This window comes from Membranihabitans maritimus, assembly GCF_021729145.1.
Classification (GTDB): Bacteria; Bacteroidota; Bacteroidia; order Chitinophagales; family Saprospiraceae; genus Membranihabitans; species Membranihabitans maritimus.
Map to the genome: position 1 here is coordinate 28,387 of NZ_JAJSLW010000007.1, position 16,386 is coordinate 44,772.

Below are 16,386 nucleotides of genomic sequence, written 5' to 3' on the forward strand. Positions count from 1 at the left end.
TATCTCTATATTGAAATTTTTATTCCACCGTAAAAATTAATTTCAGGGGCAGGTTGATAAAATCGACCACCAAAAGCATTTAAATCATTTCCCAAACTAAATTTTTGGTTTAATAAATTATTACCACCTGCGTAAACTTCCAGAGTCTTATGACTTTTCACAGGGATAAGTACACCTGCTCTTGCCAACAAATTTTGATATCCACGGGAATACACCGTATTAGCATCGTCAAGAGGAATAGGATCTGTATGATTAACAGAGGCTCTTACATAAATACCATTATTCAGTTCAATACGGGAATTTAAAACAAGTATATTCGGAGCTACCCCTGTCAGATCATTTCCGGAATAATTCTGAAGTCCATCATCCGTATATTTTTTATAATCCCGAAAACTAAAATCATGGTGAGTATACGATACCTCAAGTTTCAAATTGCGAACCAAATGATCTCCGTTCTTTATTACATCATATGAAGAATGAAATTCAACTCCTAGCTGGCGTGTGGCACCAGTATTTTCAAACAAAACCGTCCCCCTGTCAGATTGCTGCTGGACAATAGTTTCATCAAGAATAAAATAAAAAACACTACCATCTAAATACCAACGATTCCCAAACAAATGAGCGCGTGCACCCAGTTCAAAATTAGTACCACGTTCGGGATCCAAATCCAAATTAATGCTTCCTTCATTTGTCCGGACATCTTCTATGGTAGGAGGAGAAAAACCATAACTAACACTTCCGTGTAAAGAAAAATAATCAAATCTTTTGGATATACCAATCCTGGGTACCCAGACGGGATCAAAAGACTTGATAACCTGGAATGAAGAATCCAAATTATTATCTACCAGACGATTGATATCATATCTGAGACTATTTTGACTCATTCCAATGGACAAAAAATACCGGTCTTCAAAGTCAATTTCTGCCCGGCCAAACACAAAAAACTGATGGCTACGAATCTCATCATCAAAATTAAGCGCTCCGGGATTTCCATAATCATTCTCAAAATTCCTGGCTACATTCGCTCCCGATTGAAATTCTCCTCCCAAGGTAAAACGCATTTCGTTGCCCCACACCTTCTTTGAATAATTAAATCTTGTTCTTCCTCCCAATGACGTGCGTATATCTCTTTTATAATCCAGGTTAAAAGGGTTTACGAAATTGGTATGGTCAGCATATAAAGTTGTTAAATTAGTAAGTGCCGCAGACCAATTATATTTTTGGGTCACACCAAACAATACATATTCCTGTTTGATTCCAGCTTCAGATTCTTCACTGCCAAGGGCGAATGGATTACCAGGCCTGGCCTGAATTCTGTTTTCTGAAACTTGCGCAGCGTTTAATCCACCTGGAATTTCATAATTCAAGTCCGAATAAAGCATATTAAATTCCAGCTTTCTTTTATTACTTTCGGCAAACCTTCCGTTCAACTCCATTGTTTTCCGATCAAAGTTTGAATGGTCCCTGTAACCATCCGACCTTTGGTGCGAAAATCGCGCCAGGGCTACCCCTGTTTTAGTCGATTTTCTATAATCCACACCATACTTCAAGGTTCCGTATGATCCTCCCATTATTTCCCCGGATATAGCATTGGTAGAATCACTTTCACCCCAACTTTTCATTTGCAATACCCCACCTGTTCCTGCTCCATAAATGCTACCGGCTGGACCGCGTATTAAATCAATATGAGAAATATTTCTATTGTCAAGTAAATTAAATGCTGTACTTCCGGTAGGATCTGTAAAAGGAATATTATTCCAATATACTTTAATATTCCTTACGCCAAAAGGGGATCTAAGTGTGCTCCCTCTTATTGCTATTCTGTAACTACCGGGGGCCCTTTCTTCCATTCTCACTCCGGGTACAGTATTCATTCCCGTCAACACATTATCAACATTAAAAGACTCTAACTGCAATTTCGAAATTTTCGATACCGCTCCGGGTGTTTGCATCAATTCACGATCAGAATCATAGCCCACCACTTTCAGTTCCTGGAAAACATCTGTTAAAAGAGTGTCAGCATCCTGGGAAAAACCTATAGTTCCTCTTGTAAGGAAGAAAAGTGAAAAAATAAAAATAATATACATTCGAATCATACAAATCAATTTAAATGTAGCAAGTTTATTATCCTGCTGGTAGATACATCCAATATTCCGGCATCCCGTAAAGACAATACAATAATTACTATGGAAGTAAAAACGATAACTCCGAATATTATGCTTCCAAAAATTCGATTAAATGTCCTGGAAGGTGCTGTTTTTTTCTTCACAGCTACCCAAAATCCCCCGAAAATTAACAAAAACGACCCAATACCGAAAATGTACCAAATAACATTCGCTATATTGACTGAACTTCTTTCTATAAAAGTTAAAAAATAAGGTGTTAAAAATAACAATACTACACAAAAAATTAAGAAAAGAATAAACCTGAGAAAGTTCAATTGCACACTGACTTTCCAAGCCATTATCAAGGCTAATAATGACGAAAATATCAAAACCACATCTAGTATCATTATATTCAAATGTAAGATGTAAATTATAAATATTCCATAAATCGGAACTACATTTGCTTATAAATTATTATCTTAGTATAGCTTTAGTCATTGAATAACCCACAAAATGAAGCAGTTAATAATAACCACATTGTTTTTTTTCAGTTCAGGCATCTTTGCCATCGGGCAGGAATCCGTAGATAAATTCCCCAGAACTATTTCTGAGTTGCCAGGCGTTTTCCAGATTGGAGAGTATGAATCTTTTTATAAAAACTTATATGCAGAGTACCCCGGTTTTCTGTTGAGTGAGACCGGTAATAATATGAATGCTGCGTTCGAGAAATGGCTCAATATGATTTATGCAATGGAGGAGCATTCGAACACACTAGACTTTGACCTCAATGGTTTGAAAGTTTGGTTGAATGTGTTTTTTAATGAAGATGGAAGTATTGATTTCCTGCAATTTCATAAAAAACCCTATTCCAAAAATATAGATGAGAAGGAGTTAAAGGCATTTTTTAATTCTTTTATCAAAGAATACAAAATGCCAATTACGGCGGAAGGTAAATTTAACCACTCCGGGAGTGCAGGTTTCCCTACTTTTGGCAAAACCAGGCTTGAAGCCAAAAAACCGAATGGACAATAAGGTTCTTCCTGTTCTACGTTAGGTGAATTTAAACATTCACATTACAGATATATATCATATATTTGTAGTTAATCTTTCAATGGTATAACTTTAAATAATGTATGGCCGAACATAATTACACTGAAGACAATATAAAATCACTTGATTGGCGCGAACATATCCGAATCCGTCCGGGAATGTACATTGGGAAATTAGGTGATGGAAAAACAAAAGACGATGGAATATATGTTCTTATCAAAGAAATCATTGACAATTCCATCGATGAATATGTCATGGGCAATGGAAAAAAAATAGAAGTATCCATTTCTGATGAGGGCTCTGTAAAAATACGGGACTATGGACGAGGCATTCCCCTGGGAAAAGTGATTGATTGTGTTTCGAAAATAAATACCGGCGGTAAATATGATTCCAAAGCCTTTAAAAAATCTGTTGGTTTAAATGGAGTTGGTACCAAAGCAGTTAATGCGTTATCTGACCAATTTCGGGTTTATTCTGTCCGAGAAGGAGAAAAAAAGGAGGCAATATTTGAAAGAGGTGCATTGGTAGAGGACCGAAAAGTTGAACAATGTAATGAAAGGAATGGCACTTTTATTGAATTTCACCCCGATGAAAGTATTTTCAAGAATTACCTCTATAACCACGAATACGTAGAGGAACAACTTTGGAACTACGCCTATTTAAACGCAGGACTAACCATTCATTTTAACGGGAAAAAAATAAGGTCGGATAATGGGCTTAGGGATTTATTGGAGAATCAAACCAAATCAGAACAACTTTTGTATCCGATCATCCATATAAAAGATGACGACATTGAAATGGCAATGTCCCACAGTAACCAATATGGAGAGGAATATTATTCATTTGTTAACGGTCAACACACGACACAGGGCGGAACGCATTTAGCTGCATTTCGTGAAGCATTAGTCGGTGTAATTCGTAACTTCTATAACAAAAATTTTGATGTAAGAGATATTCGCACATCCATTGTAGCAGCCATTAGCGTCAAAGTTGAAGAGCCCGTTTTCGAATCCCAAACCAAAACTAAATTAGGATCTACCCATGTAGGGGCAGATGGCCCGACCATTAGAACATTCCTCAATGATTTTTTATCCACAAAACTCGAAAACTTCCTTTATAGGAATACGGATGTATCAGACATCATCCTCAAAAAAATAAAACAATCCGAAAAGGAACGTAAAGAAATAGCAGGTATAAAAAAAATTGCCAAAGAAAAGGCCAAAGTTGCCAATGTCCACAACAAAAAACTCAGAGATTGCAAAGTTCATTTAAGTGACAAAAAGGGCAATCAAGAAGACAAACGCAAGTCTACCATTTTTATCACAGAAGGAGATTCTGCAAGTGGTTCCATAACCCAGGCACGCGATGTAAGGTACCAGGCAATCTTTAGTTTAAGGGGAAAACCACTAAATTGTTTTGGTATGAGTAAAAAAGTGGTTTACCAAAATGAAGAGCTTAACCTCTTACAGCACGCTTTGAAAATTGAAGATGGATTGGAAGGACTTCGCTATAATAATGTAGTAATAGCTTCCGATGCTGATGTCGATGGCATGCATATTCGACTTCTTATCCTAACATTTTTCCTACAATTCTTTCCTGATCTGGTTCGCGAAGGACATCTTTATATTTTAGAAACCCCTCTTTTTAGGGTTCGTAATAAAAAAGAAACGATCTATTGTTATTCTGAAGAAGAAAGAAAAGCAGCCGTTGATAAAATAGGAAAAAATGCAGAAATAACAAGGTTTAAAGGGTTAGGGGAAATTTCACCCGGCGAGTTCGAAAATTTCATTAATGAAAATATCAGACTGGCTCCGGTAAGATTAAGCAACAAAATAAAAATTGAAGAATTACTGACCTATTATATGGGGAAAAACACTATGGACCGACAAGAGTTTATTATTGAAAACCTTAGGTTTGAACTCGACGAAATCGTAGAAGAAGAAACATTTACAAAAAGTAAAAAACTAGAGTCTGTAGGATAAACACGTTGGCATTTATTGTTCTCCGCTTACGGCTAAATTGAAAATCTGTATTCCATCCATATTTATCATTCAGTCCGATTGAAAATATTGTAACTGTAATGCAAAGGATAATTCATGCAGGACAATTTTGAATTTTCAAGAATGAAAACTTCTTTTTTCAAAATATACCATGTCTGAAATACAGTAAAATGCACTATATAATTAAGAAAAAGTTGAATTGTCTGCATATCTCACCACTGTCCACTAACGAGTGATAACAACGTATTCCGTTCTGGAATGATCTTGCCCTGTTCCCCTGCCCAAGGCATCCATGATAAGGTAGGCCAGAAAAATAAATTTACACTGATAGCCGGGTTTTCCATTGAAAATCTTTTGAGTCTAATGGCTTGGCAATAAGACAACCCTTCATCAGGCAAAACCACTTATACAGTCGTTACTACCTAACCCGGATTACCCTATTTCCTCACCTTCAGGAGGAGATCCATGGAAGAAACCACACTAATCCAGGACGGATCAATTCCACGAATGACTAATCAGATCAACCTAATTCACCTTCCTCTACATTCGAAACCTTGGCTAATTGTCGGATCCAGGATACGAGTATTAACAAATGACATTATGGCAAAAATTTGCCATAATGTCTATAAATACGGTGTAAAACACCGTGGCACAATAGTTGAAATAAATGAATAGTGTACGTAGTAAATTGACAATTAATTAGAAGATATATATGTTTGACAACTTGATGTTTCTTGACGGTATAAGTGATAAAGGGGATTTTTTGAAGATCAATCCTATGGCGGAATCCGATTTCTCCAATGAAGGTGATGAAAAGTTAGAACACCTTCCAATAGTAGCTTTGCGAAATACTGTATTATTTCCAGGCGTAGTTATTCCCATTACTGTAGGACGTGACAAATCAATGAGAGCGGTAAAGGAAGCCTATGACAAATCTCAGTTAATTGGTGTTTTGTCTCAAAAAAAGACGGAAACAGAGGATCCTTTACCAGAAGAATTATATCCTATCGGTACCGTTGCCCGTATCGTAAAACTGATACATACCAATGACGGTAGCCTAACGGCTATTCTTCAGGGAAGATATCGTTTTGAGCTTGAAGAACTTGTATCGGATCACCCCTTTCTTTACGGCAAGGTAAACTACCTTGGTAGTGTGACATTTGATAAAGATGATCTGGAACTTCAGGCCTTAATCTCATCCATTAACGACACATCCAAGCAGATTATCGATCTCTCTCCTCAAATCCCTACAGAGGCCATAATGATGTTAAGAAATATTGACAGTCCTATATTTCTCATCGATTTTATTTCTTCCAATCTTAACTTAAAGGTTGATGTTAAACAGCAAATTCTGGAGGAAACAGACCTCCTCAAAAAGGCCAAAAATGTCCTCAATCTGCTTAATAATGAACTTAAGGTTCTCGAATTAAAAAATCAAATTGAAAATAAGGTCAAGGTAGATATAGAAAAGCAACAAAGAGATTATTTCCTGAATCAACAGTTAAAGACCATTCAAGAAGAACTCGGGGATAATCCGCAAATGGAGGACATTAATAAAATGAAAGAGCGGGCAAAAAGCAAAAATTGGCCCGAAAAAATAGGGAAGGCATTTGACAAGGAAATTTCCAAACTTCAACGGTTAAATCCCCAGGTAGCAGAATACGGAATAACTTTGAGCCATCTGGAACTTATGCTCGATTTACCCTGGGGTGAATATACCAATGATAATTTTGACCTGAAAAAAGTGAGGGAGAAACTAGATGAAGACCACTATGGATTAGATAAAATCAAAGATCGTATTATAGAACACCTGGCCGTTTTGAAATTAAAGGGAGACATGAAAGCCCCTATTTTGTGCTTAGTTGGCCCTCCTGGTGTAGGTAAGACTTCATTGGGAAAAAGTGTAGCTGATGCCATAGGAAGAAAATATATACGCATGTCTTTAGGTGGCCTACACGATGAATCAGAAATAAGAGGACACCGAAAAACTTACATAGGCGCCATGCCAGGTAGAATCCTGCAATCGCTAAAAAAAGCTAAATCTTCAAATCCCGTTTTTATTCTTGATGAAATAGATAAAATAGGTAGCGACTTTCGAGGTGATCCATCCTCTGCCCTATTGGAAGTTCTGGATCCGGAGCAAAACAGCACATTTTACGATAATTACCTGGAACAGGAGTATGATTTGTCCAAAGTAATGTTTATCGCGACCGCTAATACCTTAAACGGAATACAGCCAGCGTTACGTGATCGGATGGAAATCATCAATGTTAGCGGTTACTCCCAGGAAGAAAAATTGGAAATTACCAAACGGCACCTCATCCCAGACCAAAGAAAAGAACACGGGCTTAAGGCAAAAAATATTAGAATTAGTGATGGTGTTATAAAGGAAGTTATCAGCAAATATACACGGGAATCTGGGGTGAGAAATCTCAATAGACAAATTGCTGGACTGATGAGACATGCAGCCAAAGAAATTGCAATGGATAATGCCAAGTCAGTGGGAATAAAGATTAAGGAGTTAACCGATATTCTGGGACCGGGAAGATTCACAAATGATATGTATAAAGAGGTGAATGTTGCAGGTGTGGCCGTTGGGCTGGCATGGACTTCGGTAGGTGGCGACATATTATTCATAGAATCTTCATCTTCAAACGGTAAAGGAAAGCTTACACTAACCGGGAATCTAGGTGATGTAATGAAAGAATCTGCTTCTACAGCCTTAAGTTATATCAAATCTAATGCAGATGAACTTGGAATTCCACCAAAAGTATTCTCTGAAAAGGATATACATATACATGTTCCTGAAGGTGCAATCCCCAAAGATGGACCTTCTGCGGGAGTGACTATGCTTACCTCATTGGTGTCACTATTAACCGGGATTCCGGTCAAACCATTTTTGGCCATGACGGGCGAAATCACCCTACGAGGAAAAGTACTTCCGGTAGGTGGAATAAAAGAAAAAGTACTGGCAGCAAAAAGAGCAGGAATAAAAGAGATAATTCTATGTAATAAAAACGAGAAAAATATTAAAGAAATTGATGACACATACATAGAGGGATTGACCATCCACTATGTATCCGAAATGAAACAGGTAATTGAAATTGCGCTTGAACAAAAACCCGAGAAAAATTAATTATTAAACCAATATGGTATTCAAATCTTTACGAAAAAATAGATTTTAACGGGTATTTTTAAGTAAGGGAAGACACATTCAGGAAAAACATGGATATAAAAATCGTTAAATAGCGGTTAAAATCATTGAAGGATCAAGCTTCATTTTAATTAAAATTCGTTATTTTCACTATAAGATCTTTATTTTAAAGAATTCAAGATGAAATTAAATTTTTCCTACATATTATTCCCAATGCTTTTGTTGGCCATTGCCATTACCCGGACAAATGGACAAAAATCAATTTCTGATTCCCTGCTTGTTCAATTCTCAGGTGTAGTGGTCGCTGAAGAAAAAGATACTATTTCCCCAATTCCTTTTGCGAATATATTTATCCCGGGAACTGGAAGGGGTACTTATTCTAATCTCGATGGTTTCTTTTCAATAGTAGCTCAAAAAGGACAAACGATCGAATTTTCAGCACTAGGTTATAAAACAATCGAATATGTTATCCCCGATACTTTATCTACGAATAGATATTCGATAATACAGTTAATGTCCAAGGATTCAATCGTATTGCCACAAGCTACCATTTATCCCTGGCCAAGTAAAGAACATTTCAAACAAGAGTTTTTGGCTTTGGAAGTGCCAGATCAGGAGTTAATGGACCTTGCCGAGGAAAATTTATCCCCTGAAAAGCTTCAGGCACTTCAAAAATTCACTCCGCGATCCGGAGAAGAAACCTCCGCATTTTACCTTCAACAACAAGCTAAAACCTATTATTATATGGGTCAAACACCCCCTATGAACATTCTAAGTCCTATTGCCTGGGCAAAGTTTATTAAGAGTTTAAAAAACGGTGATTTTAAGAGTAAGTCCAAACAATAAAATCCTGTATTCCATTTATCATAATATTTTAATAAATATGGTATAATCAAATGAATGATTACCTTTGCGGTCCTGTCGTGGCAAATTTGCCCCGCATATTTTCTCAATGAAAGAAATGAAGATTTGATTTTATGAAATGAACATAAATTTATTTAATCAACATTTACATGGGAAATGATGAAGGTAAGTTTATGGGTGTTCTTGAATGGAATAAATTTTTTCTACCATTCAGGAATCAAAAATTGAAGATAAATGAAAGTGACTGAATATTTTGAAAAGGCTCAAGGGAGATGCCTGGCTTCATTTGAAGTATTACCCCCGATTAAAGGTGGTGGTATCGAATCAATTTTTAAAACACTAGATCCTTTAATGGAATTTAAACCTCCCTTTATAGACGTCACTTACCACCGTGAAGAATACGTATATAAGGAAAACAAAAATGGGTTTTACGAAAAGACTTCCATTAGAAAACGCCCTGGGACGGTTGGTATATGTACCGCCATTATGCATCGATATGGTGTAGAATCTGTTCCACATTTATTGTGTGGAGGATTTACAATCGAAGAAACAGAAGATGTACTTATAGACTTGAATTTTCTTGGAATTAAAAACATCCTGACCTTAAGAGGAGATGCCCGAAAATTCGAATCCAGGTTCGTACCAACCGAAGGAGGACATGAATATGCCATTGACCTGGTAAAACAGGTGGAAAGAATGAATAACGGAATTTATCTTGATGCCAATATTGAGAACGGACAAAAAACCAATTTCTGCATCGGGGTTGCCGGGTATCCGGAAAAGCATTTTGAAGCGCCAAATGAAGAAATTGATATTCAATTTACAAAAGATAAAATAGATGCAGGTGGCGATTATATTGTCACCCAGATGTTCTTTGACAACAAAGCTTTCTTTAAGTATCGTGATAAATGCAGGGCAAATGGCATAAAAGTTCCTATTGTTCCCGGCATAAAACCATTGACGAAATTATATCAGTTAAATTCAATTCCCAGATTTTTCTTCACCAATATTCCTAATGAGCTGTCAAAAGAAATGCTCAAAGTAAAGGATAGTAAGAAAAAAGTAAAAGAAGTAGGAATAGAATGGTGTATCCAGCAATGCAAAGAGTTAAAGGAAGCCGGAGTACCTGGAATTCATTTCTATACCATGGGTGACTCTAAAACCATTAGCAAAATTGCAGAAGCAGTATTTTAACGAATGAGAGAAACGGTATCGAGACTCCGAACTTGTGATTAGCTAGAAGAGGCCTGCTTCGAAACTCATAAAACACCCGTTCCAATCTATTTTATCCGCATTATTCAGTCTATCTCAAAACTGATTATACCGGGATAGAAACGACAGAAATGTCTAAACGTTAGGGGCCCTCATCGTTCTTTTCTTCCCGGGCACCTGTGTTAATATGAGAACACCACTGCAGTCAGAGTTTATAAACCCGTTTTATAAATGGTGAACTTTAATTTATAAAGGCAAAAATTCCTCTATGGTAAGTCCATATCCATCCAGGGCAATTCTCTTTTTGGGATGTTCTGTCAACAATTTCATTTTACGTATACCCATATCCAATAATATTTGAGCCCCAATCCCAAAATCACGTTGTTGGTCCATTTCCTTCTTGACGGAATTACCTTGCGTAAATTGATGTATTAATGATACAGGATCTTTCATTTTTTCTTTGTGATGCATAATCAGCAAAAGCCCATTATCAACATTTTCCATATGATCCAATGCTTTTTTTACTTCATGCGTATTTTCTTTAAATACATAATCAAAAACTCCATCTTCCCAGTCAACATAAGATTGTACCCGGACCATAACAGATTCTGATTCATCCCACTGGCCTTTACTAATAACCAAATGTTGATCGTCTGTAGTAATTTGATTATACACACTGAAAGTCAAAACACCATAGGGTGTCTTCAATATCTCCGAGTGTATTTTTGTAACAAGTTGTTCCTTTTGTAGTCGATAAGAAACCAAATCTTTGATGGTGATTAATTTCAAATCATGTTTCTCTGCAATTTCACTTAAATGCGGTAACCTGGCCATTGTACCATCGTCATTCAATATTTCCACCAGCACACCCGCGGGATAAAATCCTGCCAGTCGCGCCAAATCGATCGCAGCCTCAGTATGTCCCGTACGTCGAAGTACTCCACCATTTTTGGCTTTAAGGGGGAATATATGCCCGGGTTTGGCATAATCCGTAGGTTTTGTTTCAGGGTCGACTAATTTCCTGATTCCTGTAGATCTATCATAGGCGGATATTCCCGTAGTACATCCAAAACCCTTCAAATCTATAGAAACAGTAAAAGCTGTTTCGTGCATTGACGTATTATTTCCAACCATCGGGTATAAATCAAGTTCAAATGCCCGCTGTTCTGTAATAGGTGCACAGATAAGACCTCTTCCGTATGTCGCCATAAAGTTTATAATTTCAGGAGAAATTTTCTCTGCTGCGCATATAAAGTCCCCTTCATTCTCTCGGTCTTCGTCATCAACGACAATTACGACTTTTCCATTACGGATGTCTTCCAGTGCTTCTTCAATGGTATTGATCAATATCCCATTTATGGTATTTTCTTGCATCTTCTAATACTTTTCTTAAATTATTACATTGTTTATCCCAAGTCAATGTCTCCTTCAAAACATCGAGTGGGGAATTTTGTTCGTTATTCTTTTCACTTCGATCGCGGATATCCATATACGAATTAAAATAATCATCCAGTGTATCGGCAATTTTGGCATATCCTTTCAACATTGGCATAGCCTCCATTACATGACTACTACAGATTACATCACGTGAACATGCCATTGCTTCAAGCACCTTATTTTGCATTCCACTACCCAAAAAAATAGGCGCTACAAATATTGGTGCCGAATAATATGCTTCCCTTATATCATCGTACCAGCCATGAAGATAAATGTTGTCATTGGTTATTTTTGATTTCAGCTTCTCGGCCCCTTTTCCTCCAATCAAAACCTTCAAGTTTATTCCCATTTCTGCGAAGTACGGATACATTTTATTGGCAATATAATAAGCAGCCTCCTGATTGGGTCTATATTCCAAATTTCCAATAAATGAGATGTCAAATCGATTTTTCGGAAGGGTCCCATCATAAGAATCAAAGTAATCCACATCTATTCCATTTCTCACTATATGAATATCCTGCTTGTTTATAACTTTTAATTCATCGGCATCTCTTTCGGAAATAATCGTAAAAGATGAAAATCGCTCCTTGAGGATATGCTCATAGTTTTTTAATAATTGCGATTCTTTAGACCAAAATATTTTTTCAGAAATTCCTCTGGAAGATGCCGCTTGAAGCTGGGCAATATTCCCAAAAGCATCCATAATATCCAACACTTTAGGAGCTGGCAATTTTTCCACATACGGTGCCATTCTAAATAATTGGCAATATACTACATCGGGATTAGTCATAATCAAATCCTTCCACATATTCCGACCAATTTTTTTAGAATAAAAATAATTTACCTGGGAGGGAACACCATCAAAATACTTTAGAAAGACCCTGAATTCTCTGTTTCTTTTCCCTTCAACATAGGTAAATATAGATTGGCAGTACTGTTTAATTTCCTGGTAATCAGGATCCGGGATTTCAGCTTCCGATAGTGAAAATAAGTAGATATCATAAAAATCAGATAAATACCTGATTTGGTGATAGAGCCTTAATTTATCACCCTTTTCGACTGGAAATGGAAATCTGGAAGATAATATTGCTAATCTTGGAAAATTATTTTTCATTCAATCGCAAAAGTACTATTATCATTTCAATTGAATAAACGTTCCCCGGTAATTAAATCAAAAGAGCACTGCCATTTAGGATTTCAACATTCCGATGATTATCGAACCTTTTTTTCAAGAGGTTTTTTACCCATATTTACCATTTCCAAGTATTCAAAAAACTTTTCAGAAACGCCGGTAAGACTATAATTATCTTCCAGAAAAGATCTTGCGTTTCTTCCGATAATGGAAGTAGAATATTTATTTTCCATTAAGTTGTCAATTGCTGATAAATACTGCTCTTTAGAATCCGTCAATAAATATTCCTTATCGGCTGTAGCTGGAATGCCCTCAATCCCTACTTTTGTACTCAATACAATTTTGCCTAAAGCCATCGCTTCTAATATTTTTACTCTCATACCACTACCGGAAAAAAGAGGTACTATAAAATAAGGAAATTGATTAATAAACGCTATTGCATCATCTACTTCTCCATGAATTACCACTGATTTCTTATGTATACTTAGTAAATTACGAGGCATATTCCTTCCGGCTATATGTAGTACACATTTTTCTCCGTATTTATTTTCCACTGCGGGCCAAACTTCCCGCAAAAACCACATCAATCCTTCAATATTTGGCATCCAATCCAGCGAGCCTATAAAACCAAGTTCTACCTTGTCACTTTGTTCCATCTTCTTCATTGGATATTGATTCAGGTCCATTCCCACCGGCAAGTGAAATAAGTTTCCCCGGTATCCAAAACCTGCATACTTTTCTCCATCCTTTTGGGATATAGGAAGTAAATAAGAAATATCCCCCAAACTTCTCACTTCAAAATCCTTAAGTTGACCAGCCAATCGCTTCAGGTACCATTTTATTATCGGGTTTCTCTTATTATTGGCCAACCGATCCCATATTTCGAATTCAACGTTATGTGACCTAAGCAAGATTTTAGCATTTGTATTCTTTTTAATAATATGCAAATAAGGGATCATATACAAGCTCTCCAAAAGTACAAAATCATATTTTGTGCCCGATTGAAGCATATTGACCAATTTCATTGAATATTCCTTATTAATAAATCGCTTAATGTGGTAAGAATTATCCTCAAAAAGGCTCCATAAAGCTTGAAAAATATTTATTGAATTATTAAGGGGAACCCATTTAACGGTTGAATAATGACCAATGGCACTGAGTACTTCGGAATCTACAACTGTAAAATGTTTTGAAGTATTCATGGCCAATAGATCCATCTCAACTCCCTGAGAAACCAATCCCTTGCTTAAGGAATTAACGGCTACCGATTCACCGTCTTTCAATGGCCATGGAAATTTCTTACAAAGTTGTAATATTTTCATATTATAGGAACCTAAAATATAAAAAAAACGGAAAAACCTGTATTATTATTCCCGGTGACTAACGTTAAAATTAAAAAATATTGATAGCTAAAAAAATATACAAAAGTTACGACGATCTTGAAGTACTAAAAGGAGTTGATTTACAAGTAAATACGGGAGAAATAATTTCTATCCAGGGAAAATCAGGTGCAGGTAAAAGTACTTTCCTCCAGATTTTAGGTTCACTCGATTATCCCAATTCCGGAGAAATACTTTATGAAGGTGAAAATATTTTTAATAAAAGTCAAAAGGATTTGGCAAAGTTTAGAAATACAAATCTGGGGTTTGTATTTCAATTTCACCATTTATTGGATGAGTTTACAGCAGTAGAAAATGTAGGCATACCTGCCATGATCGGGGGAAAATTAAGAAAAGAAGAAATTGTTAATAAATCTGAGGAACTACTTGATTTTATTGGGTTAGGACAACGTAAAAAACACTATCCCAAAGAGTTATCAGGAGGAGAACAGCAAAGAGTCGCTATTGCCCGTGCACTGGTCAACGATCCCAGTTACCTATTAGCCGATGAACCCACCGGAAATCTGGACTCTGAAAATAGCCAACAAATTTTAGCGTTATTTAAAAAGTTGCAAAAGGAATTAAACCAAACCATTGTTGTAGTAACACACGATGTTGGCTTTGCTAAAAAATGCGACAGGATTGCCTACATGGAGGATGGTATAATTACCAAATTAACTGAAAACTAATTGAAGAAAATATCAGACTCTTCCTCTTATAGAACAACCATTTGCTCTTTTCAATATTTTTGTTGATGAATAAAGCTTTTTTTAAATACTATCGATCGGCTGATACCATTTACCAAGTCCACTCACCATTTTTATATAAATTTGCAGAAGCTGTAATGGAAAAACCCGTAAAGCGATTTCCCGATATAGAAACGCTCCGAAATAAATTAAAGGCCGATAGCTCTACCATTCATCGGACCGATTTTGGTGCCGGCTCCAAACAATTACGTACAATTACTACTATTGCTAATATTGCCAAATCCTCAATTTCTCATCCATTGGTTTGCCAATGGCTATACCGTATATCTTCATTTTTCCAACCCAAAGAAATTCTTGAATTTGGTACTTCACTTGGAATCTCTTCCGCGTATTTGGCCAAAGGTAGTCCAGGATCTAAAATTACTACCGTAGAAGGAGACTCCGAAGTATTTAAAATTGCCAATAAAAATTTCTCTCAATTAAACCTAGAAATTGATTCTATAAATAATACATTTCATTCCTTTCTGGAGGATATCTCCCCCGATCAGGATTTTGATTTGGTTTTTCTCGACGGCCATCATAACTATAAGGCTACTAAAACTTATTTTCAAAAACTAAAACCTCATTTCAAGCCCACAACAATAGCAATTTTAGATGATATCCATTGGAGTACAGAAATGGAAAAAGCGTGGGAAGAACTGAAAAACGACCCGTTGGTCCGTTCAAGTGTTGATCTCTTTCAGCTAGGAATATTGTTTTTTAAACCTGAAAACTCAAAACCTGAACACAGAATTCTCATTCCCCAGAAATATAAACCCTGGAAGATTAGATTGAAAGACTAAAGTTAAAAAATATGGACCTTCAGATATTTAAAAATATAGAACTGTTGATACTAGATGTAGACGGAGTGCTGACCAATACAGAAATATTGATAACAGAAAAAGGGGAACTTTTGCGAACCATGAATACCCGGGATGGTTATGCCATGAAAAGATTGATAGCTGCAGGAATAGATATCATGATTATTACGGGAGGAAGTAGCAAGGGCGTAGTAAACCGTCTTTCCAATGTCGGAGCTAAAAAGATCTATACTGGGATTCACAATAAGTGGGAAGTTTTAAAAGAAATTGTCCGGGAAACTTCTATTCCGTTAAAGAATATTGCTTATATGGGAGATGATATCCTGGATATGCAATGTATTCAGGAAGTGGGATTAGGATGTTGTCCGGCAGATGCCACACGTGAAGTTTTGAGTATAAGCCAATTTGTCTCCAGCAACAATGGAGGAGCAGGGTGTGTCCGGGATCTGATAGAAAGAATTCTAAAAAGTAAGGACCTCTGGTAAA

12 protein-coding genes are annotated in these 16,386 nt (G+C 36.5%); 8 read left to right on the forward strand and 4 right to left on the reverse strand.

Features of this window, described 5'->3' with window-relative positions:
* Positions 1-5: 5 nt before the first annotated feature.
* The gene (locus LVD47_RS09680) at positions 6-2,096 is read right to left on the reverse strand and encodes a TonB-dependent receptor (protein WP_236975583.1); all 2,091 of its coding nucleotides are present in this window, start codon (positions 2,094-2,096) and stop codon (positions 6-8) included.
* A 522-nt stretch (positions 2,097-2,618) separates the two neighbouring features.
* Here LVD47_RS09680 and LVD47_RS09685 point away from each other — a divergent pair.
* From LVD47_RS09685 to metF, 5 genes are all read left to right on the forward strand, one after another.
* Positions 2,619-3,137, forward strand: coding sequence for a hypothetical protein (locus LVD47_RS09685; RefSeq protein WP_236975584.1), 519 nt, complete (start codon positions 2,619-2,621; stop codon positions 3,135-3,137).
* Between the two features lie 101 nt (positions 3,138-3,238).
* Positions 3,239-5,137: a DNA topoisomerase IV subunit B gene (locus tag LVD47_RS09690; RefSeq protein WP_236975585.1), complete on the forward strand. Its 1,899-nt coding sequence runs from the start codon at positions 3,239-3,241 to the stop codon at positions 5,135-5,137.
* Positions 5,138-5,867: 730 nt separating this feature from the next.
* Positions 5,868-8,291 carry an endopeptidase La gene (gene lon, locus LVD47_RS09695; protein ID WP_236975586.1) on the forward strand — a complete coding sequence of 808 codons (2,424 nt, stop codon included), beginning with the start codon at positions 5,868-5,870 and terminating at the stop codon, positions 8,289-8,291.
* A gap of 198 nt (positions 8,292-8,489) precedes the next feature.
* Entirely contained in the window at positions 8,490-9,155 is a 666-nt protein-coding gene (locus LVD47_RS09700; protein ID WP_236975587.1) for a carboxypeptidase-like regulatory domain-containing protein, read from the forward strand.
* Between the two features lie 252 nt (positions 9,156-9,407).
* The gene (metF, locus tag LVD47_RS09705; RefSeq protein WP_236975588.1) at positions 9,408-10,367 is read left to right on the forward strand and encodes a methylenetetrahydrofolate reductase [NAD(P)H]; all 960 of its coding nucleotides are present in this window, start codon (positions 9,408-9,410) and stop codon (positions 10,365-10,367) included.
* A 264-nt stretch (positions 10,368-10,631) separates the two neighbouring features.
* Here the strand turns inward: metF and ribB are convergent, their stop codons facing one another.
* The 3 genes from ribB to LVD47_RS09720 all read right to left on the reverse strand — a co-directional run bounded on the left by ribB (position 10,632) and on the right by LVD47_RS09720 (position 14,276).
* Complete coding sequence (ribB, locus tag LVD47_RS09710; protein WP_236975589.1) at positions 10,632-11,759, reverse strand: 3,4-dihydroxy-2-butanone-4-phosphate synthase; 1,128 nt, start codon at positions 11,757-11,759, stop codon at positions 10,632-10,634.
* Positions 11,716-12,936 (reverse strand): glycosyltransferase, encoded by a 1,221-nt coding sequence (locus LVD47_RS09715; protein WP_236975590.1) that lies wholly within the window; start codon positions 12,934-12,936, stop codon positions 11,716-11,718. The genes ribB and LVD47_RS09715 overlap by 44 nt, the downstream gene beginning before the upstream one ends.
* A 98-nt stretch (positions 12,937-13,034) precedes the next feature.
* Complete coding sequence (locus LVD47_RS09720) at positions 13,035-14,276, reverse strand: glycosyltransferase family 4 protein (protein WP_236975591.1); 1,242 nt, start codon at positions 14,274-14,276, stop codon at positions 13,035-13,037.
* A 77-nt stretch (positions 14,277-14,353) separates the two neighbouring features.
* Between LVD47_RS09720 and LVD47_RS09725 the strand changes: the two genes are divergently transcribed.
* From LVD47_RS09725 to LVD47_RS09735, 3 genes are all read left to right on the forward strand, one after another.
* Positions 14,354-15,022: an ABC transporter ATP-binding protein gene (locus tag LVD47_RS09725; RefSeq protein ID WP_439652000.1), complete on the forward strand. Its 669-nt coding sequence runs from the start codon at positions 14,354-14,356 to the stop codon at positions 15,020-15,022.
* Positions 15,023-15,087: 65 nt separating this feature from the next.
* Positions 15,088-15,882, forward strand: coding sequence for an O-methyltransferase (locus LVD47_RS09730; RefSeq protein ID WP_236975593.1), 795 nt, complete (start codon positions 15,088-15,090; stop codon positions 15,880-15,882).
* A gap of 11 nt (positions 15,883-15,893) precedes the next feature.
* Positions 15,894-16,385 (forward strand): KdsC family phosphatase, encoded by a 492-nt coding sequence (locus LVD47_RS09735; protein ID WP_236975594.1) that lies wholly within the window; start codon positions 15,894-15,896, stop codon positions 16,383-16,385.
* Position 16,386 lies beyond the last annotated feature (1 nt).